The sequence below is a fragment of the Alicyclobacillus acidocaldarius subsp. acidocaldarius DSM 446 genome, from assembly GCF_000024285.1.
GTDB classification, from domain to species: Bacteria; Bacillota; Bacilli; order Alicyclobacillales; family Alicyclobacillaceae; genus Alicyclobacillus; species Alicyclobacillus acidocaldarius.
In genome coordinates this window covers 2,219,798-2,240,166 of record NC_013205.1, presented here as the reverse complement: position 1 = coordinate 2,240,166, position 20,369 = coordinate 2,219,798, and the positions used below count along the sequence as shown (strand labels likewise).

Here is a 20,369-nt window from a genome sequence, read left to right as displayed (position 1 = left end):
CATGGCGCTGAGATCGCGCAGTGAAGTTCCGGAACACGAGACGTGGGATTTGACGCCTCTGTTTGCCAACGTGGAGGCGTGGGAAGAAGCGGTCCGGCGCGTGCGCCAGCTTGCGGACGAGATCGCCGTGATGGCCTCGAAGTCATTCGGCGGACCGGCCGACGTGGCTCGCGCGTTGGCGTTGCACGACGACATGTTGCGACTTGGCACCGACGTGGAGCGGTACGCCATGAGCAAGTTCGCGGAGGACGCCACGGACCAGGGGGCGCAGCGGCTGATGTCGATGGCGCAACTCGCGCTGGATCGCGTGGGAGAAGCGGCCGAATCGCTGGTGGCGGCGCTCTGCCGCGTGCCGGAGGGCGATCTCGCCGCGTGGCGGGCGGACGAAGCCCTGCGGCCGTACGCGCCGTATTTCGGCGAGATCGACCGCGAGCGCAGGCATCGGCTCGCCGACGAAGCGGAGAAGGTGCTCGCCGCCAATTCGTCGGCCTTCTCGCTTCCTTCCGGAATCTACGAAGCGGCGACGGGTGCGGATATGCGGTTTGAGCCGGTCCGGGACAGCGACGGGCGCGAAGTGGGCGTGACGCCCTCCGCGCTTCTGATGCACATCGAGACGTCGCACGACACGGTGCTCCGTCACCGCGCCTACGACAGCGTGGTGAATGGGCTCCGGCCGTATCAGCATACGCTCGCGCGATCGCTTGGGGCCAAGATTCAAAACGACGTGGTGGCGGCGCGCCTGCGCGGCTTCTCGAGCGTGTTCGAGATGTTGCAGAGCACGCGGCTCGGCGGCACCATGGCGGCCAATCAGGTCCCTCCGGAGCACTATTTCATGGTGCAGGACGTCATGATGAACGAACTCGCCCCGCACATGCGCCGCCTGGCGCAGCTTCGCAAACGGGCGATGGGCCTCGAGAAGGTCAGGTTGTGCGACACGAAGGCCCCGTTCGTGCGCCTGACGGACACAGAACTCACGTTTGACGATGCGCGGGAGCTGATTTTGGAGGCGGCCCGCCCGCTCGGGGATACGTACGGCGACATCCTGCGGCGCGCGTTCGAGGAACGGTGGATTTACTGGGCGCGCAACCGCGGCAACTGGAACGGCGCGTTTTGCGGGGAGTCGAGCGTCCATCCGTACGTGTTTTCGCCGTTTGAAGGCGGCATGTACGGCGTCTTCGTCATGGCGCACGAGCTCGGCCACGCCGTTCACCTTCATCTCGCGTGTCAGAACGAGCGCCCCTCCAACCTGTCGTTCTCGAATCTGTTCATCGAGACGCCGTCCACGCTCATGGAACACATGGTGGCCAACGCGCTCATCCGGCGCGCGAAAGACGACGCGGCCCGCGCCAAGGTGCGGATGATGCAGATGTTCACGTTCCACCACGATTTCGTCACCCACCAGACGGAGGCCGAGATCCTGCGGCGGCTCTACACCATCGCGGATCGGGGCGAGCCGCTCTCGACCGATGTGTTTCGCCGAGTGTCCCGCGAGGTGCTGGCCGACTTCTGGCAGGACGCGGTCGATCTCGACGAGGGCGCGGATCTCTACTGGATGCGCCAGCCGCACTACTACATGGGTCTGTATCCGTACACGTACGCCGTGGGGCTCGCGGCGTCCACCCTCCTCGCCGATCGAATCCTCGCGGGGGACGACGAGGTCCTGGCGCGCTGGATCGAGGTGTTGCGCGTGGGAGGCGGCAAGACGCCGCTTGAGCTGTTCGCGCACGTGGGCCTCGACATGGGCGATCCGTCGCCCTACCGAGAGGCCATTCGCAAGGTGGGCGAGATCGTCGACGAGTTGGAGCACGCGTTCACCTGAGCGGCGACTTGCGGAGGCGTATACAGCTCCCGACCCGAAGGAACAATGGATGTAAATGGAATTCATCATCCGGGGGCGGGAGCGTTGCTCATCTTCGAGTTGACAGCCGATATGGACAGTCTGGGGCTCGCGAGGCGCCTGACCGAATGCGGTGCGGCGAGCTACGTCGTGTCGGGCGATCGGCCGCGGGTCGTCTGCGAGTGTGGGACCGCGCTTCGTTCGCGCGTGGCGCAGCTCGTCGCGGGGATGATAACCCGCGAATGGCTTCAGGCGCGCGTGGTAGAGCGCGTGTGCCGCATGGAGCCGCTTTGGTCCGCGGAGGAAGTCCAGTTTCACGCGCTCGTCGAGATCTGCGAGTCGCGCCTCAAGAGCCGTCCGGTGGCGGGACATACGCTCGACGAATGGCAGGCGTCCCTCGCCCGCGCGCTGATGAGCCACTTCGGGCGATCCGTCTGCATTGCGCTGGATCCGTTTGTGCGCTTTCGCCTGCATCGAGCCGTCGTGGAACTGGCCCAGCGCGTGCGGGATCGCCTGGTGGCCTCGGCGCTCGAGGACGAATACGAGGAATCGCTCTCCATGTTGCGCTACATGTTGGACGAACAGCCACTCTACGAAGCCGAGTTGCACGTGTACATCACGCCGGACGGCGTTTGGATCACCGACGCGGAGGGCGGGATGGTCTCGGATGAGCAGATTGAACTGGTGGCGCTGCAGGATGACGATGTGACGAGCGAAGATCTCGCGATGACGATTCTCATCACGAGGTCTCCCTGGCGGATCGTCGTGCACGACGGGTATCCGGATGCGCCGTGGCCCAGTTTCTCTGAAACGGTGACCCGCGTCTTCGGCGATCGCGCCATTCCCTGTCCTGGTTGCCCGACCTGTCGCCCGAACCGGTCACGCACCGGATCTCGCGAACGATTCGCTTTCGACCATCGGTCGTCGCGCGCCGTACGGCGACGCCTGACGCCAGAAGCGGAACGGACTTCGGACGCCCCGGTGGACAGCGAACTGGGAGAAGGCTGAAGGGTGGCTCGCTCGCTTGACATCGTCCCGAATCGTTGTGTAGTTTCATAAGGGAAGGCGCGCTGAGGTCGGCGAGCCGTCAAATGGAACGAAGCACAGGCGATGCGGGAAGACGCGCTTTTGCGATGACGTCGCGCCCAGAGAGAGGATGCCGTGGCTGAAAGCACCTCCGCGATGGCGCAAGAGACACCACTTCCCAAGCCGTTCGCGGGTCACAACGCGAACCGTGTCCGCCGCGTTAAGGCGTCGAGCCCGCGCTGTCTCGCTGGGGGGCGCGGGGAAAATGGGTGGAACCACGAGGCGAGCGCCGTCGTCCCATTGGGGCGGTGGCGTTTTTTGTATGCCCATGGACCATGATGTGGAGGGGATGTTCCGTGTCGCAAGAGGTCACCGTGCGGTTGAAAGATGGATCCGAGCGGCGGGTGCCGGCCGGATCGACGTATGCAGAGCTTGCGCAGTCCATCAGCCCGCGGCTCGGCAAGGAGGCCGTCGTCGCCCGCGTCAACGGGGCGCTCGTCGATCTCAGCCGAGAAGTGGAGGACGGCGCGCAGGTCGAGCTTCTGACCCTACAGGATCCCGAAGGGCTGTACGTCATGCGCCACACCTGCGCGCACGTGATGGCGCAGGCCGTGCAACGCCTGTTCCCAGGCACCAAGTGCGCCATCGGGCCCGTGATCGAAAACGGGTTCTACTACGACTTTGCCGATCACGACTTCCATCCCGAGGATCTCCCGCGCATTGAGGAAGAGATGAAGCGGATTATCGCCGAAGACCTGCCCATTCACCGAGAGGTCGTCTCGCGCGAGGAGGCGCTTCGGTTCTTCCGCGATCGCGGCGATCGGTTCAAGGTCGAGATCATCGAGGACCTCCCGGAAGACGTGACGCTCACCCTGTATCGGCAGGGCGAGTTCGTCGATCTCTGCCGCGGCCCGCACCTGCCGTCGACTGGCCGGATCAAGGTGTTCCAGTTGCAGAACTTCGCAGGCGCGTACTGGCGCGGCGATTCGAAGCGCGAAATGCTCACGCGCGTGTATGGCGTCGCCTTTGCGAAAAAGTCCGATCTCGACGAGTACAACCGCCTCCAGCAGGAGGCCCGCGAGCGGGATCACCGGCGCCTTGGCAAGGAGCTCGAGATCTTCACGCTGTCGCCCGAGGTGGGCCAGGGCCTGCCGCTCTGGTTGCCGAACGGGGCCAAGATTCGCCGCATCATCGAGCGCTACATCGTCGATCTTGAGGAGTCGCTCGGCTATCAGCACGTGTACACGCCGCATCTGGCGAATGTCGAGCTGTACAAGATCTCCGGGCACTGGGAGCACTACAAGGACGACATGTATCCACCCATGAAGATCGACAACGAGGAACTCGTGCTGCGGCCGATGAACTGCCCCCACCACATGATGGTGTACAAGCATCGCCTGCACAGCTACCGCGAGCTGCCGATTCGCATCGCGGAACTTGGCACCATGCACCGGTACGAGATGTCCGGGGCGCTCGCCGGCCTGCAGCGCGTGCGCGCCATGACCCTGAACGACGCGCACATCTTCTGCCGCCCGGATCAGATCGAGCAAGAGTTTACCGGCGTCGTTCGCCTGATCCAGCGCGTCTACAAGGACTTCGGGATCGACGACTACTATCATCGCTTGAGCTATCGCGATCCGAAGAATACCGAGAAGTACGTGCAGAACGACGAGATGTGGGAGCTCGCGCAGAGCACGCTGCGCAAGGTCATGCTCGATCTCGGCCTGGAGTTCGTCGAAGCGGAAGGCGAAGCGGCGTTCTACGGGCCGAAGCTCGACGTGCAGGTGCGCACGGCGCTCGGCAAGGACGAGACCTTGTCCACGATTCAGCTCGACTTTCACCTGCCGAACCGGTTTAACCTCGAGTACGTGGGGGAGGACGGCGAAAGGCATCGGCCGGTGGTCATTCACCGCGGCGTCGTGGGCACGATGGAGCGGTTCGTGGCATTCCTTATCGAGCAGTACAAGGGCGCGTTTCCGACGTGGCTCGCGCCGACGCAGGTGGTGGTGGCCTCCGTCGCCGATGAATTCGCGGGCTACGCCGAGGAGGTCGCGGCCAAACTGCGCGAGCTTGGAATCCGCGCCGAGGCGGATGTGAGCGACAACAAAATCGGGTACAAAATCCGCCAGGCGCAGACGCACAAGATCCCGTACACCCTCGTCGTGGGCGCGCGCGAGCGCGAGGAGGGCTCCGTCTCCGTCCGCAAGTATCAGGCGGGCGATCTCGGCGCGATGCCGCTCGATCAGTTCGTGCGGCAGATCCAGGACGAGATCGAGCGGAAGGCGAAACTCGTGGAGGGGTGAAGAGGAACAGTCCGAACCTGACATTGGTTGAGGGGCGGGAATTCGCAGAAGCGCGCGGCGTGGAAGGCACTTGCGGCTGTTGCGATTGAACTCGTTCGTCCATGGTGGTGAGGAGATACGTGTCGCCTTCTACCCAGGCTCGGCCGCCGTCACGTCGAGGCGGCGGCAGGCTTCACGCCGAGGCGAAGGCGGTAGGAAAACCAGATGGGCCTGTCGCCATCGCCGAAGGCGGCGCGCACGCGCGTTTCGAACGCCGAGATCTCCTGTTCGATATCCGGAAGGCGGCGCCGCAGCGCGCTTTGCACCTGGCCTTGGCTGAGCGCAATGCCGACGAATGCGTCGGCCCCAAGGCGCGTTTCCACGTGGAAGACCACTTCTTTGGCGAATGAAAAGAGCCCTGAGGCGCGGATTTGGTCGAGGTGATGTTCCTTCGGCCACTTGCGCGCCTGTTCTCGCTCGGGCACGTGTCGTCGAATGGACGCTTCCGCGCACTGCAGGAGCTTCTCATATGCCACGTCGGTCTCCAGGCAGCAGGAGGGCGGCCAGTCGCAGTCGTACGCGGCGAATACGCCGCCCGGCCCAAGCACGCGTGCCACTTCGCGCAGCGTCGGCTGGGGGTCCATCCAGTGAAACGACTGGGAGCAAGTGACGAGATCGGCTGACGCGTCGGAACAGGGGATTGCGGTGGACACGCCTGGGAGGAAGGTGACGTTGTCGGCGCCAAGGTCCATCGCACGGCGCTCGGCCTGTGCTCGCATGTCGTCGTTCGGCTCGACGCCGATCACGCGCCGGGCGTCGTGCCGCCAAGGGAAGGTTGAAAGACCTGTGCCGCTGCCGAGATCGACTACCGTGTCAGGCTTTTTCCCGAGATAGGCAATGAGCAGCTCGCGAACCGTTTCCGGCGCTTCGGGCCGGTAGGTGTCATAGAGTTTGGCGAAGCCCGAAAACCGCTCGATGTTGTTGCGCACCACGTCGTTCACTGGCATCCCCCTCGCCATCGCGTTGCTGTCATTCTACAACAAAGGCGCCCCGCAGACCTCAAGGCCCAGGGCGCCGAACTTGCGAAGGACGCGTGTCAACGGTTCTGCAGGCGGCACACCGGTCGCAGCCGGACACCGAGGAGGCTGCCGAGCAGCGCGCCGAGGAACCACTCCCAGCCGTGCAGGCTAAACGATGCGACGCCGGAGAAGTAGGCGCCGATGTTGCAGCCGAACGCGATGCGCGCGCCGTAACCCATCAGGATGCCTCCGGCCAGCACGCCGATGATCATCTGCCACGGCATCGGGCGCAGGTACCGCTTGGGCAGCGCGCCCGCGAGGCTTGCGGCGAGGAGTGCGCCGAGCATGATGGCGATGTCATCCGTGGTCTCGAGGTTCTGAAGCACGCTGTGATGGAGCGCGGCTGCGTTCTGCGGCGTCTGCCAGTACGGCAGGGACTGCACAGGATAACCCACGAGCGCGCTGAGTTTCGCGGCCCACAACGCGAACGCCGAGGTGATGCCCCATGGTTTGCCGGAGAGCGCCAGCACGACGAAGTTGCCCACGGCGAGGACGACGCCGCCTGCCACCCACGACCAAGGTCCCTTGACCACGCGGCTCACATTCCAGGGCTGATGGTTGAAGAGAGGCTCCACGTCGCTGTTGCGCCGTCTCTCAAGCCAAAGCGCGATGGCGAAGATGAACGCCATGATGGCGAAGTTCACAGCGAGGCCGCCGACTGGACCGAGGGACTGGATGAGCGAAATTTTCCCGATGCTGGGCGTATTCATCCACCACGCATAATGGACTGAGCCGACGAACGATCCGACGATGAACCCGACGAGCGTCAGGATGCCGCGCGCATCGCCGCCGCCGGTGTGGTACAGGGTGCCTGAGGCGCACCCATCGCCAAGCTGCATGCCGATGCCAAAAAGGAACGAGCCCACGAGGACCGACAAGCCCACCGGGTAGACGCTCGCCTTGATGGCGTGATCGAAGGCATGGCCTCGGATCAACAGGGGGAGAAACAGGACATTCGCGAGCGCAAACATGATCATCTGCGCGCGCAATCCCACCGTTCGTCCGCTCACGATGAGGTGGCGAAACGACGTCGTGAATCCGAAGTGCGCGTGATAGAGCGCGACGCCGAGCACGCCCGTCACGAGAAACAAAATCGCGTGGGTCGGCGAAACGGAATTCCATAGATAGAGGAAGCCGAGAACGAAGACAATGAGTGCGGCTGCTGTCCACGCTCGTTGCGCCTGCTCGGGTTGGCGTGCGCGCGTGCGCGCTTCGAGATCTTGGCGTGCGCGCGTGCGCGCTTCGAGATCGAGGATGCGAAGCTCGGAACTGGCCATGGAATCACCTACGGGGAATGTCGCGATCGAGAAACCATTTTAACCTAAAGGACATCGGAATACAATGCTTTCGACGCCGGGCGTTCATCCCTTGACATTTCCCCGCCATGTCGCTACCATGAAAATGTTCCGTAGCACACCAAAGCAGAAGCCTGCCGCTTCTCACCTGGTCGGCGCAAGCTGACGGGTCCCGAATCCAGCGCGGTTGCCGGACGGTCAGACCAAGGCTGGGAGAAGGCGAATCGAGCGCAGGCGTTGCCTGCGCTTTTTTGCGTATTGGTGTGGTGGGGCAGATCGGTGGAGGTGACACCCCATAAGCAAAGAAGGGTATCAGGTCAACGAGGGCATTCGCGCGAGAGAAGTGCGCGTCGTGGACGCGGACAACCAGCAGCTGGGCATCATGCCCTTGCGCGAAGCGCTGCGATTGGCCGAGGAGCGCAATCTCGATTTGGTCAACGTTGCGCCCAACGCGAAGCCGCCAGTGTGCCGCATCATGGATTACGGCAAGTTCAAGTATGAGCAGAGCAAGCGCGAGCGAGAATCGCGCAAGCACCAGAAGGTCGTTCTGCTCAAGGAAGTTCGGATGACGCCCAATATCGATGAGCATGATCTCAACGTCAAGCTCAAGAACGTCCTGAAATTCCTGAGCGAAGGTTCCAAGGTGAAGGTCTCCGTGCGCTTCCGCGGGCGGGAGATCACCCACCAGAACATCGGTCAGGAGTTGCTTGAACGGCTGGCGAAGTCTGCGGAGGAGCACGCGATTGTCGAACGGGCGCCGAAGCTCGAAGGTCGTCACATGGTGATGATCTTGGCGCCGAAGCAGCCGAGTGCGTGAACCTCGTGACCTGGTGCGGTTGACCAAGGGTCAACTGCGGGATCGGCGATTTCGGAGACAGGAGGACACACGAGATGGCCAAGACGAAAATGAAGACGCACAGCGGTCTGAAGAAGCGCGTCAAGCGCACGGGGACCGGGCTTCTCAAGCGCACCAAGGCGTTTGCCTACCACAAGGCGGAGCACAAGTCGCCCGCGCGCAAGCGCCGTCTGCGCGGCATGACGCTCGTGTCGGGCAGCGACCTGAAGCGGATCAAGCAGCTCGTCGCGTACAAGTGACGAGATGGGCGTCCGCACCGCGGTGATGCGCGGTGCGGGCCATGACCGGAACACCATTCGAGGAGGCTGTTGGAGATGGCTCGCGTCAAAGGTGGCGTGGTGACACGCCGTCGTCATAAAAAGATTTTGAAGCTGGCAAGGGGCTATTTTGGTTCGAAGCACACGCTGTATCGCACGGCGAAGCAGCAGGTCATGAAGTCGCTGATGTACGCGTATCGGGACCGCAAGCAGCGCAAGCGCGACTTTCGCCGGCTGTGGATTCAGCGCATCAACGCGGCGGTTCGGCCCCATGGCCTGTCGTACAGTCGATTCATGCACGGCCTGAAGCTCGCGGGCGTCGAAGTGAACCGCAAGATGCTCGCGGACCTCGCCGTGACGGACAAGGAGGCGTTCTCGCAGCTTGTCACCGTCGCTCGCGAACGCCTGAACGCCAACGCGTGACAAACACCCCGGTCGCATGACCGGGCTTTTTTGTCGATCTCGTCCCCGGAGGTTCTTATCGTGTACATCGAATCAGCGCACAACGACCGCGTCCGGGCATGGGCGCGGCTCAAGACGCGGCGAGGCCGTGAACGGTTGGGCTTGTTCCTCGTGGAGGGCGAGCGCCTGGTGGCCGAACTGTTGAATAGCCCGCTTCGGCTCGAGGCGCTCCTGTGGAACGTCGCATCGGACGAGCCTCCAGACGCCCTGTGGCGTCATCCGAAGGCGGACGGCCGCCGCTACGAGCTGTCGCCCCAGGCCTTTGCGGCCGTGGCCGACACCGAGACGCCCCAGGGCCTGATGGCGGTGGCGGCCATTCCGCGGGCTGAGCCACGATACGGCCCTCGCGTCCTCGTCCTCGATGCCATCCAGGATCCGGGAAACGCGGGCACCCTGGTGCGCAGCGCCGAGGCGTTCGGCTTCGGTGAGATCTTGTTCGGTACTGGCACGGCGGATCCGTATGCGCCAAAGGTCGTCCGAGCCTCCATGGGCGGGCTGTTTCGCGTCCACGCTATCGCAGGCGATGCAGAGGCTTACCTCAGGGCCTGGCGAGATCGCCATCCCGATGGGGTCATCGTGGCGACGGCTGCGGATGCGAGTGAGCGGTGCGACGAGGCACCGATGGCGGGAGAAGTCGCGGTGGTCATCGGCAATGAGGCCCGCGGCGTGAGCGACGCTGTGCGCCAACTGGCACAGCGGTGCGTGGCCATCCCCATGGCTGGCAAGGCCGAGAGCTTGAACGCGGCGATGGCCGGAACCATCCTTCTGTACGAAGCCTACCGGCAGGCTTCGAACCGCGCGATCTGAGGAGGGCTGGCGCGTTGCTTCACATAGGGTCGAGTTTGTGGGCGGCACCGCTCCTCGCCATGGTGGTCGCCCAGGGGCTGAAGCCGATCTTCGTCATGATCCAGCTGCGATCGTGGGACTGGAGCCAGGTCAAAAATTCGGGTGGCATGCCGAGCTCACACACGGCCGCGGTGGTCGCGCTGGCCGTGCAGCTGTGGCTGCATCTGGGTGGGTCCGATCCGGTCGTCGCCATTGGCCTCTTCCTCGCCGCCGTCGTGATGTACGACGCCGCAGGCGTTCGCTGGCAGACGGGACGGCAGGCCGCGGTCCTGAACCGCCTGCTGCACGATCTCCGCGGTCAGCACTTGCTCATGGAACCCAGTGAAGAGGCGGCCTCCTCCGAAAGGCCGTCCGAAGGCGCGGGGGGCGAAGCGCATCGTTCTCCGCAACGGGGCTCCCATTCGGCGATCTCGTCCGAAGGCGGATCGCCCTCCGTGGCGCCGCTCCGCGTCGCAAAGGGACCGTGGTGGCTCGTCGATTGGCCTGTGCTGAACGAGCAGGTGGGCCACAAGCCGAGCGAGATCGCAGGCGGCGCAATTGTCGGCATCCTCGTGGCGCTTGCGCTGAACCACTGACGCGCCTGCGAACTCCCCGGAATTTCCCGATTGTCCAAACGTCTGAAACCGTTCGGCGGCGCATATAGATGTTCTCGAATCGTGCTGAAGGAGGGATGGAGCGACGGTGGATGGAACTTCGCCCGAGTGGCGCTCGTATGTGAATTATCGCAGCCCGTTTGATCCGTGCTCCGCGCGGGTGAAATGGTACGACGTCCCGCCTGAAGTGATGCATCCGGTGCAGAAGAGCGCGCGCAAGCAGTTCGCACCGCAGGAAGCGCTTCGGAAGGGCACGCTGTGGCCGGAATACGACAGCCCATATCCGCCGGTGTGAGGAGGACGTGATGGCGTGAGCGAAACGGCAGAGCCTCTTCCCAAGGCTTACTATCAGTATCTTCAGGAACTTCAGGCAATCGACTTCGTGCTGGTCGATTTGACGCTTTATCTGGACACGCACCCGGACGACGAGCAGGCGCTCGCCCAATTCAAGCAGTTTCAGAAGCGGAAGCACAACCTCATGACCCAGTTCGAGTCCGCGTTCGGTCCTCTGCATCAGTACGGCTTGAGCCCCGCCACGGGGTCGTCTTGGGCTTGGTCTGAGACGCCATGGCCGTGGCAGGTCTAGCTCGGGGTGGGGGGTAGGCGGCCATCTGGATCTATGAGAAAAAGCTCCAGTATCCGGTTCGAGTGAGCAAATGCGATCCCAGGCTCGCCAAGATGCTCATCGAGCAATATGGAGGAGCCGACGGGGAACTGTCCGCCGCACTCAGGTATCTGAACCAGCGGTATTCGATCCCAGACAAGGTGATTGGCCTGTTGACCGATATCGGCACCGAGGAATTCGCGCACCTCGAGATGATTGCGACGATGGTCTACAAGTTGACGAAGGATGCGACGCCCGAGCAACTCCGCGAGGCGGGGCTCGGCGATCACTACGTCAATCACGGCTACTCGCTGTTTTACCATGACGCGGCGGGGAATCCGTGGACGGCGGCGTACATTGCATCGAAAGGCGATCCCATCGCCGATCTGTACGAGGACATTGCAGCGGAGGAAAAGGCGCGAGCCACCTACCAGTGGATCATCGACAACACGGACGATCCGGACATCAAGGACAGCCTTCGGTTCCTGCGCGAGCGGGAGGTGATTCACTCGCTTCGGTTTCGCGAGGCGGTTGAGATTCTCAAAGAGTACCAGGGCAGCAAGAAGGTGTTCTGAAGCGCAGCTTGACCCGATGCCACGACGCTCAGGCGATTGTCCCCTTCTCCTTGGCCCTCGGCCGTTGGCTGAGGGCAATTTATTGTTTCATTGACGTTTCTCGAGGAGTTTCAGGATAATAGCCTCGTTGACATCCAGGAGAGGAGCGTGGCACATGGAAGCATCAGGGCATCGGGACCCGTCAACGCTCGGCTATCGCCAGGAATTGAAGCGATCCCTTCGATTGCGGGATCTCATCGTCTACGGCATGATTTTCATGGTCCCCATTGCGCCCATGGCCATTTACGGCTACGTGGCGCAACAGAGCTTCGGCATGGTTCCCCTCGTGTACATCATCGGCATTGTGGCCATGGTCTTCACGGCGCTCAGTTACAAGCAGATGAGTGCCAAATTTCCTATCGCGGGATCCGTGTACTCCTATGTGCAACGCGGCCTGAATCCACACGTCGGCTTCGTCGCCGGATGGATGATCTTGGCGGACTATCTGCTCGCACCGTCCCTGCTTTACGCGTTCTCGGCGGGTTGGCTCCACGGGCTCGTGCCGAGCGTGCCTACCCTCGTATGGCTGTTGTTTTTTGTGCTGTTCAACACGGTGGTGAACGTTCTCGGCATCACGCTGCAGGCGAGGACCAACTTCATTCTTCTGGCGATTGAACTCGTCTGTCTCCTCATCTTCCTTATCGCATCCGTGCGATTTGTGTTTGCCTTGGGCCACGGAGCGGGGCATCTGTCGTTCAACCCGTTTTATCAACCCAGTCACTTTAACTTGAAGTTCATCGAAAACGCCGCCTCCATCGCGGTGTTAAGCTTCCTCGGCTTCGATGCCATCAGCACCTTGGCCGAAGAGACGGAACGACCGGAGAAGACCGTCGGGAATGCGACCATCGCGTCGCTTGTCATCATCGGCCTCCTGTTCGTTTTACAGACGTACGTGGCGGCGCTCGTCCACCCGAACTACGCAGACCTGAATCCGAACATGGCATTCTTCCAAATCGCGAAAGAAGCGGGAGGCACGTTCTTATATATCCTTCTCATCATTGTGAACGCGGTGGCGTCAGGTATCGCGAATGCACTGGCCGCGCAGTCGGCTATCTCGCGGATTCTGTATTCCATGGGCCGCGACAATCTGCTGCCGTTTTCCAAGTTCTTCTCACATGTGAGTCCGAGATTCCAAACACCGGTCAACGCGACGCTGTTGGTCGCGGTGATTTCGCTGTTGGTGGCAAGCCTCGTTCCTCAAGAGACCATCACGACGCTGGTCAACTTTGGCGCACTGACCGCTTTCCTGATGTTGAACGCAACCGTGTTCGTGTACTTTTCCATTCGGCAGCGGGGCTTTCGCCACGTGTTCAAGTATCTGTTGTTTCCGCTCTGCGGTTTTGTGGTTATCGGCTACGTGTGGCTCGGCTTTGACCGGACCACGTTCATCTTCGGGTTGAGCTGGATGGCGCTCGGGATTCTCATCGGAGCCGTCAAATCGAAAGGGTATCGCGAGGTTCCGCCCGTTTTGAAGGACATGTGACGAAGCGGAGGAGAAAACATGGAGGCGCAGACGCGAATCATCACGCTGTCCACGGGACACCACGTGTGGACGCGCAGAGTGGGGACGAGCCCCATTCGAATGCTTCTGTTACACGGCGGGCCCGGTGCGAGCCACGAGTACTTCGAGATCTTCGAGCCGTATCTCACGAAGGCCGGGATCGAGCTGTACTTCTACGACCAACTAGGCTCGTACTTTTCAGATCAGCCTGACGATCCGTCCCTTTGGACCATCGACCGCTTCCGCCAAGAAGTGGACGAAGTGCGGCGAGCGGTTGGTTTGGAGGACTTTTACCTGCTGGGACAGTCCTGGGGCGGGATGCTGGCACTCGAATACGCGCTTGCCCATCCGGATGCGCTGAAGGGACTCGTCATTTCGAACATGACGGCCAGCATTCCTTCGTATGTGCGGTATATCCAGTGGTTGCGCCAACAGCTCCCGAAGGAGATTCAAGAACAGCTGCAGTCGCATGAGGAGCGCGGAGACTACGAGTCTGAGAATTATCAAGAGCTTCTCATCGAACATCTGTACAAAAAGCACCTGTGCCGCCTGGATCCGTGGCCGGACGCCGTGGTTCGGACGTTCGCACACATGAACCAGCAGGTGTACAACACCATGCAAGGACCGAATGAATTTGTGGTGACCGGCAACTTCAAGGACTGGGACCGCTGGGCTCATCTCGGCCAGGTAAGCGTGCCCACCCTCGTCATCGGCGCTCGCTACGACACGATGGACCCTGCCGACATCGAGGAGATGGCGCGTCGGATTCCGCGTGCGCGTGCAACCATCTGTCCCAACGGCAGCCACATGTCGATGTGGGATGACAGCGACGCCTATTTCGACGCCATCGTGAGCTTCGTGCGCGACGTAGAAGCGGGGCAGTTCTGAAGTTTGTCACTGGAAGGGGATGGACATGATCACCATTCGAGTCGCCCGCCCGGCGGACCTTGAAGCCGTTGGGCGGGTGCACGTGGACGTATGGCGCCACGCGTATCAGGGCGTGGTGCCTCCGTCGTTTCTTGACCGCATGGACCCAGCCGTGAGTGCCGAACGATTTCGAAAGCGCCTGTCAGATCCGAAGCAGGCTTTCTGGGTGGCCCTTGCGGGTGAGGACGTCGTCGGATTTGCGAGCGGTGGCCCGAATCGCTTGGAGGACTTCGACGCGGACGCGGAGATCTACACGCTGTACGTGTCCCCTTTATGGCAAGGGCGGGGCATCGGGCGGCGCCTCGTGGGCCAACTCGCCGATTGGTTTATCCAGCAGGGGCATCAGTCGGTCGCCGTGGTCGCCTTTCGGGACAATCCATGGCGGAGATTTTATGAGCGATTGGGCGGGATCGTCGTCGGGGAAAAGACGTTTGAAATCGACGGCGTCGCCCTGCCGGAAGTGGTCTATCGCTGGCCGGACGTCGAGGATCTTCGCGTGCGGGCGAAATGAGGCGCGGGGTCACGGAGCGGTCAACAACTGCGCGCCGCAAGGGCCGGACGGTAGATAGGGGGAACTGCGGATGACTTGGCTGGCCACCTTCAGAACCGCGCGATGGCGCCCATTGATCCTGGGGCTTATGGCCTCCTTGTTTTTCGCGGTGACGTTTGTGGCGAACGAGGCCATGAGCCGCGCGGGCGGATCGTGGGCTTGGAATGCGCCGTTGCGATACTTTCTTACGCTGCCGATTCTGTTCACCTACGTCGCCTGGAAGGGGCGGATAGGCGCGCTTCTTCAGTCCTTGCGGCGCGATTTCTGGCGCTGGGTGGCGTTCGGAACGGTCGGATTCGGCTTGTTTTATGCTCCGCTTTGCCTCGCGAACGCGTACGGGCCCGCGTGGCTCGTGGCGGGCGTCTGGCAAATCACCATCGTGTGCGGGGTGTTGCTCACGCCTTGGCTGAGTGCGCGCGGGCCCGACGGGCGCCACGCCCCCATCCCCGTCCGAGAGCTGGTGACTTCGCTCGGCATTGTGGCTGGTGCCATGCTCATGGAGATGGCGGATGCTTCCCAGATGTCGTGGGGGCGCGCGGCGCTCTGTGCGGGTAGCATTCTGGTCGCGGCCGCCGCGTATCCTGCCGGCAACCGGATGGCCATGCGCGCCTACGCCGGGGAGTTCGACGCGCTGGAGCGGATGCTCGGCATGACCCTCGGGAGTCTGCCGTTTTGGATCGCCTGGTCTTCGGTGAGCGCCGCAGCGGTCGGATGGCCCACGCCGCGGCAGATCGTCGGTGCGCTGCTTGTCGCCGTGTGTTCGGGGGTGATCGCCACGGCGCTCTTCTTTCGGGCGACGGACATGGCGCGCGAGTCGCCGAGAGAGTTGGCCGCCGTCGAGGCGACGCAGGCTGGCGAAGTGGTGTTCGCGCTGGTGCTCGAACTCGCTGTGATCCCGGGCGATCGCGTAGGACTGCTCGGCGTCATCGGCGTGGCGACCGTCGTGGTGGGCCTGGTGGTTCACGGGCTGGCCATGGCGGCACGGCCCGTTTCGTCCGAAGGAAGCGATTGACAGCACCTACACGCGCGCTCGTCTCCCGAACGCTGCATTTTACGGGACAATCGGCTATGATGGGGAGACGGGTCCGAGCCCGCGACCGAGGAAGAGGAGCGGGAGGTGCATCCAGACGTGCATTCCGACATCCAACAGATGCTCCTGGCCGAGGGTTTGCTTTCGGAACGTGAACTTTGGCTCGCGGACTGGCTGCGCCCGGAACGGCTGCTTCGGCTGCGTGAAGTCCTCATGCGGCGAACGTCGTATATCGCCGTCGCGATGGAAGCGGTGGATGACGGGCACAATCAGGCCGCCATCCTGCGTAGCGCCGAGGCGTTTGGCGTGCAACATGTGGCCGTGATCGAGGGGAAGCAGCCGTTTCATCCGTCGAAGGGCGTAACCCAGGGCGCGCACAAGTGGCTGACCCTCCAACGCATGCCGGACATCGGCCGCGCGATTGACGCGCTGCATGCGCGCGGATTTCAGGTGTATGCGACGGATCTTGGCGAGGGCGCACAGCCCATTGACGCAGTCGATCTCGCCCGCCCGACCGCCATCCTGTTCGGCAACGAGAAAGACGGCGTGTCGCCGGAGGCACGCGAGCGGGCCGACGGGCGATTCTACATCCCGATGGCAGGGTTCGTGCAGAGCTTCAACGTATCGGTGGCTGCAGCCATCGCGCTGTATGAGCTGACACGCAGGGCTCGAGAGACCGTCGGCGACCGGTACGCGCTCGGCGCGGACGAGCGCCACAAGCTGTATGTGACGTGGTGCCTTCGTTCTCTTCACGGTGCCACTCGCGAAGAGGCGCGCCGCAGGCTGGAGTCGAGCGGATTCGCGCTCGAAGAGGAGCTTTTCGACGAGGACAACACGGGCTTCAGTGAAAGCGAATAGGATGGGCACGCGTGTCTGGACCCGGGCCGGGATAGGCCCGGGTGGGCCCTAGGTCAGAAGCCGTGGCGCGGATCGTTGATGAAGTCGATGGAGCCGCACTCGGGACACACAAAGACGTGCACCGCGACGTTTCGCTCCAAAGCGGTGTTGAGGAGTTCCTCGTCGCGTTCTCCCAGGAACAGGTCGGTCAAGAGACCTGCGCCTCGGCTCAGGCCGCCCGTGCGAAGCGCGTGCGCGCCGTGGTACTGCATGGGCACCTGGCATCGGACGCAGAGATGGTCGTGATGGTACTGGCCGTCCTGGCTGAGGCCTTCCGCTGCGCGGCGGAGCATATCAAAAAAGCCCATGATCTTCTCCCCTCCGGCGCCAGGTGGAACCCGGCGTCCAATTCGATCTTCGCGACTTGAAGGCATAATTCCTGTCAAACTGCGCAAGTTGATCGGAGCAAGGAGCGCTCGTGTCGAAGCAACCGGGTGATGCCGAGGGTAAGGCGGAATTCCCATGGGAGAGGAAGAGGGCCCTTCGTGACGAGTTTCGACCTGATGGAGAGCGTGAGGCGCGAGCTGACGGATATCACACGCGCGTACTGGCTGGAGCACGATCTCGGCACTTGGCAGTGGTGGCTCTTTGTCAGCCTCGCCATCGTTCCGTGGCTGGTGTTTGTCCGCTTTGTCGATCGCGCCCGGGTGACCGAGGTGCTCCTCTACGCGCTGGTGGTGGGAATGGCGAGCTCCGTGCTCGACATCATCGGCTCCGATCTGATGCTCTGGGGCTACAAGGTCCGCCTCCTGTGGTTTGTGTACCCCACGCTCCTCTGCACGGACATGACCATCATTCCGGTCACGTTCGCGCTCATCTACCAAACATGCAGCCGCTGGTGGACGTTCGCGCCGGTCGCGCTCGCCTTCAGCGTCCTGTACGCCCTGATGGAATCCGTGTTCCACTGGTTTGACATCTACGTCTCATACCGCTGGAATCTCCTCTATTCCATCCCCATCTATCTGGCGCTCGCGTCAGCCGCCAAGTTCATGTTGGACGCCTTGACGGAATCGGAGCGGCGCCACCGGCGTCGGGTGTCGCAGCCAGATCCGAAATAACGTGACCACATTGGTGATGGCCCTCGAGGCCAGGTTGTGGTTCAATGGGATTGGACTTCGACCCCCAGACAAAGAGGTGAGCCCGATCCCACATGGAACCCTGTCTGCATCCGACCCTCGTCGACGAGACCTCGCTGGTATTGTATCTTGATCTCGCGCGTGAAACCGGTTACCGTTACGTCGACGTCCCGTTTCACTGGCTGGAAGCCGAGGCGGAGCGCCACGGCGACGCGGCCGTCGAAGCCATGTTCCAGCGGCGCGGCCTCGTGCTCGCGAATCTCGGCCTCCCGCTCAACCTGTACGATTCCGAGCCGGTGTTTCTGCGTGAACTCTCGCTGCTGCCGGATCGCGCGCGCCTCTGCGCGAGGCTTGGCGCGCGCAGCGTGACCGCGTTTTTGTGGCCCTCCATGGACGAGGAGCCGGTGCGCTACATCTCTCAGCTCGCGCGCCGCATTCGCCAGGTGGCCGTGGAGCTCTTGCCGCTCGGCATGCGCGTGGGTCTGGAGTACGTCGGCCCGCACCACCTGCGCCATCGGAGGTATCCGTTCGTGCAGTCGCTCGCGGACCTGAAAACGTTTTGGGAAGCCATCGGAGCTCCCAACGTCGGCGCGCTCGTCGACAGCTACCACTGGTACACCGCGGGAGAGCACGAGGACGATCTCGCCCAGCTCCCGCCCGAAAAGGTGGTCTACGTGCACATCAACGACACGCGGGACGCGCCGGAGGACGCGCACGACGGCAAGCGCCTCCTGCCAGGCGATGGCCGGATTCCGCTGGTTCCGTTCCTGCGCGGCTTGTATCTCGCGGGATACCGCGGGCCCGTGGCGGCCGAGGTGTTGCACGAAACGCCGCTTGACGGCACAGGGGAATCGCGGGCCCGCCTCGTCCGAGAGCGCCTGGAAAAGCTCATCGCGTTGGCGAAGGGAGAGAACTGAATGCCTGAGATCGCGCTGCAGATGTACACGCTGCGCAAACCGCTGGAGGAAGATTTCGATGGCACGCTCCGCCGAGTCGCCGAAATCGGTTTCCGCCTGATTGAGCTTCACCATTACGGGCCGTATACCGCGGGGGATCTGCGTCGCCGCCTCGACGAGTTGGGGCTTCGCGCGATTTCCGCCCATGTGCCGCTGGTTCGCCTGGAGTCCGAGATCGATGGCGTCCTCGAAGAAGCACAGGCGCTTGGCCTCGAGTACGTCGTGTGTCCGTGGCTGCCGGCCGAACGCCGCGAAGATTACGCGGCCTTGGCCGACGTGCTCGCCCGCGCATCGGAACGGGTGTGCGCTGCAGGACTCGGCTTTTCGTATCACAACCACGATTTTGAATTCGCGTCGTACGAGGGGCAGACGGCGCTCGACTGGCTGCTTGAGCGCGTCGCCGATGCGGGCCTCGAGCTCGACGTGTACTGGGCGCATCACGCAGGGTTCGATCCCGTCGAGATCATCCGCCGGTATCGCGGCCGCCTCGATCTCCTGCACGCGAAGGATGCCACGCCGGATGGACACTTCGCGGCGGTGGGGACCGGCGTGCTCCCCTGGGATGCCATCTTCCAGGCGTCCGCGGAAGCAGGGGTGCGGTACGTGATCGTCGAACAGGACGTCTGCCCGGGCGATCCGTTTGAAGCCATCGCCACCTCGCTCCGGTTTTTGCAGTCGCGTCTCTGACGCGCCACGAAGGGAGGCTTTCGCATGAAACTCGGCATTTTCACGGTGCTCTTCAGTCAAATGCCGTTCGAAGAGATGCTCGATCACGTCGCCGCGGCAGGCGTGGATGCGGTCGAGATCGGCACGGGCGGCTATCCCGGCAACGCGCACTGCGATCGGGAGGCGCTCCTCGCGTCCGCCGAGAAACGGTCTGCGTTTCTCAACGCCATTGCCTCGCGCGGGCTCGAGATCTCGGCGCTCTCGTGCCACAACAATCCGCTCCATCCGAACGAAGAGGTGCGCCAGAAGGCGGATCAGGAGCTGCGCGAGACCATCCGACTGGCCGCGGAACTCGGCGTGAAGACGGTCGTCACGTTCTCCGGCTGCCCGGGCGAATCGGAGCGCTCGGAGAACCCCGTCTGGGTCACCTGCCCGTGGCCGGAGGAGTATTCGCGCGTGCTCGAGTGGCAGTGGAAGGAGAAGGTCATCCCGTACTGGACGGAGATGAACCGGTTCGCGGCCGATCACGGCGTGCGCATTGCCATCGAGGCGCACCCCGGGTTCGTGGTGTACAACGGCGAGACGCTCCTGCGCCTGCGCGACGCGTGCGGCGAGCAGATCGGCATCAACTTCGATCCGAGCCACATGTTCTGGCAGGGAATTGATCCCATCGAGGCCGTGCACGCCCTCGCGCCTCATCGGTGCATCTTCCACGTGCACGCGAAGGACACGGGTTTCAACAAGCACAACGTGGCGCGCGACGGCGTGCTCGACACGAAGCCGTACCGCGAGGAGCTGAAGCGAGCCTGGATCTTCCGCACGGTAGGCTATGGGCACGACCAGCAGACCTGGGCGGACCTTTTGAGCGCCCTGCAGATGAACGGGTACGACGGCGTCATCTCCATCGAACACGAGGACAGCCTCATGTCCATCGAAGAGGGATTTCAGAAGGCCGTCGCGTTCCTGCGGCCGCTCGTGATTCGCGAAAAACTTCAGCAGATGTGGTGGGCCTAAG

At 62.9% G+C, this 20,369-nt stretch carries 23 protein-coding genes; 20 read left to right on the top strand and 3 right to left on the bottom strand.

Features of this window, described 5'->3' with window-relative positions:
• The first annotated feature begins 1 nt into the window (after position 1).
• From AACI_RS10750 to thrS, 3 genes are all read left to right on the top strand, one after another.
• On the top strand, positions 2-1,819 hold the full coding sequence (locus tag AACI_RS10750) for a M3 family oligoendopeptidase (RefSeq protein ID WP_012811444.1): 1,818 nt from the start codon (positions 2-4) through the stop codon (positions 1,817-1,819).
• Between the two features lie 84 nt (positions 1,820-1,903).
• Positions 1,904-2,845: a sporulation protein YtxC gene (gene ytxC / locus AACI_RS10745; protein WP_012811443.1), complete on the top strand. Its 942-nt coding sequence runs from the start codon at positions 1,904-1,906 to the stop codon at positions 2,843-2,845.
• 374 nt (positions 2,846-3,219) lie between these two features.
• Positions 3,220-5,166: a threonine--tRNA ligase gene (gene thrS, locus AACI_RS10740; RefSeq protein WP_012811442.1), complete on the top strand. Its 1,947-nt coding sequence runs from the start codon at positions 3,220-3,222 to the stop codon at positions 5,164-5,166.
• A 149-nt stretch (positions 5,167-5,315) separates the two neighbouring features.
• Here the strand turns inward: thrS and AACI_RS10735 are convergent, their stop codons facing one another.
• Positions 5,316-6,146, bottom strand: coding sequence for a class I SAM-dependent methyltransferase (locus AACI_RS10735; RefSeq protein WP_012811441.1), 831 nt, complete (start codon positions 6,144-6,146; stop codon positions 5,316-5,318).
• A gap of 95 nt (positions 6,147-6,241) precedes the next feature.
• Positions 6,242-7,501: a YeeE/YedE family protein gene (locus tag AACI_RS10730; protein WP_012811440.1), complete on the bottom strand. Its 1,260-nt coding sequence runs from the start codon at positions 7,499-7,501 to the stop codon at positions 6,242-6,244.
• A gap of 313 nt (positions 7,502-7,814) precedes the next feature.
• On the opposite strand from AACI_RS10730, the gene infC reads away from it, so the two are divergent.
• From infC to AACI_RS10665, 13 genes are all read left to right on the top strand, one after another.
• Positions 7,815-8,336, top strand: coding sequence for a translation initiation factor IF-3 (gene infC / locus AACI_RS10725; RefSeq protein WP_081442640.1), 522 nt, complete (start codon positions 7,815-7,817; stop codon positions 8,334-8,336).
• 74 nt (positions 8,337-8,410) lie between these two features.
• On the top strand, positions 8,411-8,614 hold the full coding sequence (gene rpmI / locus AACI_RS10720) for a 50S ribosomal protein L35 (protein WP_008337698.1): 204 nt from the start codon (positions 8,411-8,413) through the stop codon (positions 8,612-8,614).
• Between the two features lie 75 nt (positions 8,615-8,689).
• Positions 8,690-9,055, top strand: a complete 366-nt coding sequence (rplT, locus tag AACI_RS10715; RefSeq protein ID WP_008337696.1) for a 50S ribosomal protein L20 — start codon at positions 8,690-8,692, stop codon at positions 9,053-9,055.
• A gap of 60 nt (positions 9,056-9,115) precedes the next feature.
• Complete coding sequence (locus AACI_RS10710; RefSeq protein WP_012811439.1) at positions 9,116-9,901, top strand: TrmH family RNA methyltransferase; 786 nt, start codon at positions 9,116-9,118, stop codon at positions 9,899-9,901.
• 14 nt (positions 9,902-9,915) lie between these two features.
• A complete protein-coding gene (locus AACI_RS10705; protein WP_012811438.1) occupies positions 9,916-10,515 on the top strand; it encodes a divergent PAP2 family protein in 600 nt (199 codons plus the stop codon).
• A 106-nt stretch (positions 10,516-10,621) separates the two neighbouring features.
• Positions 10,622-10,828 (top strand): spore coat associated protein CotJA, encoded by a 207-nt coding sequence (locus tag AACI_RS10700; RefSeq protein ID WP_012811437.1) that lies wholly within the window; start codon positions 10,622-10,624, stop codon positions 10,826-10,828.
• A gap of 15 nt (positions 10,829-10,843) precedes the next feature.
• Positions 10,844-11,119 (top strand): spore coat protein CotJB, encoded by a 276-nt coding sequence (locus AACI_RS10695; RefSeq protein ID WP_012811436.1) that lies wholly within the window; start codon positions 10,844-10,846, stop codon positions 11,117-11,119.
• A gap of 23 nt (positions 11,120-11,142) precedes the next feature.
• Entirely contained in the window at positions 11,143-11,712 is a 570-nt protein-coding gene (locus AACI_RS10690; RefSeq protein ID WP_012811435.1) for a manganese catalase family protein, read from the top strand.
• 154 nt (positions 11,713-11,866) lie between these two features.
• Positions 11,867-13,234, top strand: a complete 1,368-nt coding sequence (locus AACI_RS10685; RefSeq protein ID WP_012811434.1) for an APC family permease — start codon at positions 11,867-11,869, stop codon at positions 13,232-13,234.
• An 18-nt stretch (positions 13,235-13,252) separates the two neighbouring features.
• A complete protein-coding gene (locus AACI_RS10680) occupies positions 13,253-14,140 on the top strand; it encodes a proline iminopeptidase-family hydrolase (RefSeq protein ID WP_012811433.1) in 888 nt (295 codons plus the stop codon).
• 25 nt (positions 14,141-14,165) lie between these two features.
• Positions 14,166-14,690: a GNAT family N-acetyltransferase gene (locus tag AACI_RS10675; RefSeq protein ID WP_041707529.1), complete on the top strand. Its 525-nt coding sequence runs from the start codon at positions 14,166-14,168 to the stop codon at positions 14,688-14,690.
• A gap of 70 nt (positions 14,691-14,760) precedes the next feature.
• Positions 14,761-15,741 carry a DMT family transporter gene (locus AACI_RS10670; RefSeq protein ID WP_012811431.1) on the top strand — a complete coding sequence of 327 codons (981 nt, stop codon included), beginning with the start codon at positions 14,761-14,763 and terminating at the stop codon, positions 15,739-15,741.
• A gap of 138 nt (positions 15,742-15,879) precedes the next feature.
• Complete coding sequence (locus AACI_RS10665; RefSeq protein WP_049763351.1) at positions 15,880-16,617, top strand: TrmH family RNA methyltransferase; 738 nt, start codon at positions 15,880-15,882, stop codon at positions 16,615-16,617.
• 53 nt (positions 16,618-16,670) lie between these two features.
• Here AACI_RS10665 and AACI_RS10660 read toward each other — a convergent pair whose 3' ends face one another.
• The gene (locus tag AACI_RS10660; protein ID WP_012811429.1) at positions 16,671-16,964 is read right to left on the bottom strand and encodes a hypothetical protein; all 294 of its coding nucleotides are present in this window, start codon (positions 16,962-16,964) and stop codon (positions 16,671-16,673) included.
• A gap of 177 nt (positions 16,965-17,141) precedes the next feature.
• Between AACI_RS10660 and AACI_RS10655 the strand changes: the two genes are divergently transcribed.
• The 4 genes from AACI_RS10655 to AACI_RS10640 all read left to right on the top strand — a co-directional run bounded on the left by AACI_RS10655 (position 17,142) and on the right by AACI_RS10640 (position 20,368).
• Complete coding sequence (locus AACI_RS10655) at positions 17,142-17,714, top strand: CBO0543 family protein (RefSeq protein ID WP_012811428.1); 573 nt, start codon at positions 17,142-17,144, stop codon at positions 17,712-17,714.
• A gap of 92 nt (positions 17,715-17,806) precedes the next feature.
• Positions 17,807-18,649, top strand: a complete 843-nt coding sequence (locus AACI_RS10650) for a sugar phosphate isomerase/epimerase family protein (RefSeq protein ID WP_012811427.1) — start codon at positions 17,807-17,809, stop codon at positions 18,647-18,649.
• On the top strand, positions 18,650-19,375 hold the full coding sequence (locus AACI_RS10645) for a sugar phosphate isomerase/epimerase family protein (RefSeq protein ID WP_012811426.1): 726 nt from the start codon (positions 18,650-18,652) through the stop codon (positions 19,373-19,375).
• Positions 19,376-19,399: 24 nt separating this feature from the next.
• Positions 19,400-20,368 carry a sugar phosphate isomerase/epimerase family protein gene (locus AACI_RS10640; protein ID WP_012811425.1) on the top strand — a complete coding sequence of 323 codons (969 nt, stop codon included), beginning with the start codon at positions 19,400-19,402 and terminating at the stop codon, positions 20,366-20,368.
• Position 20,369: the final 1 nt, after the last annotated feature.

What these genes read in the sequence shown, in the direction of transcription:
- AACI_RS10685 (WP_012811434.1), top strand. Translation starts at nt 11,867, where the DNA reads ATGGAAGCATCAGGGCATCGGGACCCGTCAACGCTCGGCTATCGCCAG.
- AACI_RS10645 (WP_012811426.1), top strand. Translation starts at nt 18,650, where the DNA reads ATGCCTGAGATCGCGCTGCAGATGTACACGCTGCGCAAACCGCTGGAG.
- AACI_RS10680 (WP_012811433.1), top strand. Translation starts at nt 13,253, where the DNA reads ATGGAGGCGCAGACGCGAATCATCACGCTGTCCACGGGACACCACGTG.
- AACI_RS10640 (WP_012811425.1), top strand. Translation starts at nt 19,400, where the DNA reads ATGAAACTCGGCATTTTCACGGTGCTCTTCAGTCAAATGCCGTTCGAA.
- AACI_RS10675 (WP_041707529.1), top strand. Translation starts at nt 14,166, where the DNA reads ATGATCACCATTCGAGTCGCCCGCCCGGCGGACCTTGAAGCCGTTGGG.
- rplT (WP_008337696.1), top strand. Translation starts at nt 8,690, where the DNA reads ATGGCTCGCGTCAAAGGTGGCGTGGTGACACGCCGTCGTCATAAAAAG.
- AACI_RS10730 (WP_012811440.1), bottom strand. Translation starts at nt 7,501, where the DNA reads ATGGCCAGTTCCGAGCTTCGCATCCTCGATCTCGAAGCGCGCACGCGC.
- AACI_RS10670 (WP_012811431.1), top strand. Translation starts at nt 14,761, where the DNA reads ATGACTTGGCTGGCCACCTTCAGAACCGCGCGATGGCGCCCATTGATC.
- rpmI (WP_008337698.1), top strand. Translation starts at nt 8,411, where the DNA reads ATGGCCAAGACGAAAATGAAGACGCACAGCGGTCTGAAGAAGCGCGTC.
- AACI_RS10650 (WP_012811427.1), top strand. Translation starts at nt 17,807, where the DNA reads ATGGAACCCTGTCTGCATCCGACCCTCGTCGACGAGACCTCGCTGGTA.
- AACI_RS10750 (WP_012811444.1), top strand. Translation starts at nt 2, where the DNA reads ATGGCGCTGAGATCGCGCAGTGAAGTTCCGGAACACGAGACGTGGGAT.
- AACI_RS10665 (WP_049763351.1), top strand. Translation starts at nt 15,880, where the DNA reads ATGCTCCTGGCCGAGGGTTTGCTTTCGGAACGTGAACTTTGGCTCGCG.
- AACI_RS10660 (WP_012811429.1), bottom strand. Translation starts at nt 16,964, where the DNA reads ATGGGCTTTTTTGATATGCTCCGCCGCGCAGCGGAAGGCCTCAGCCAG.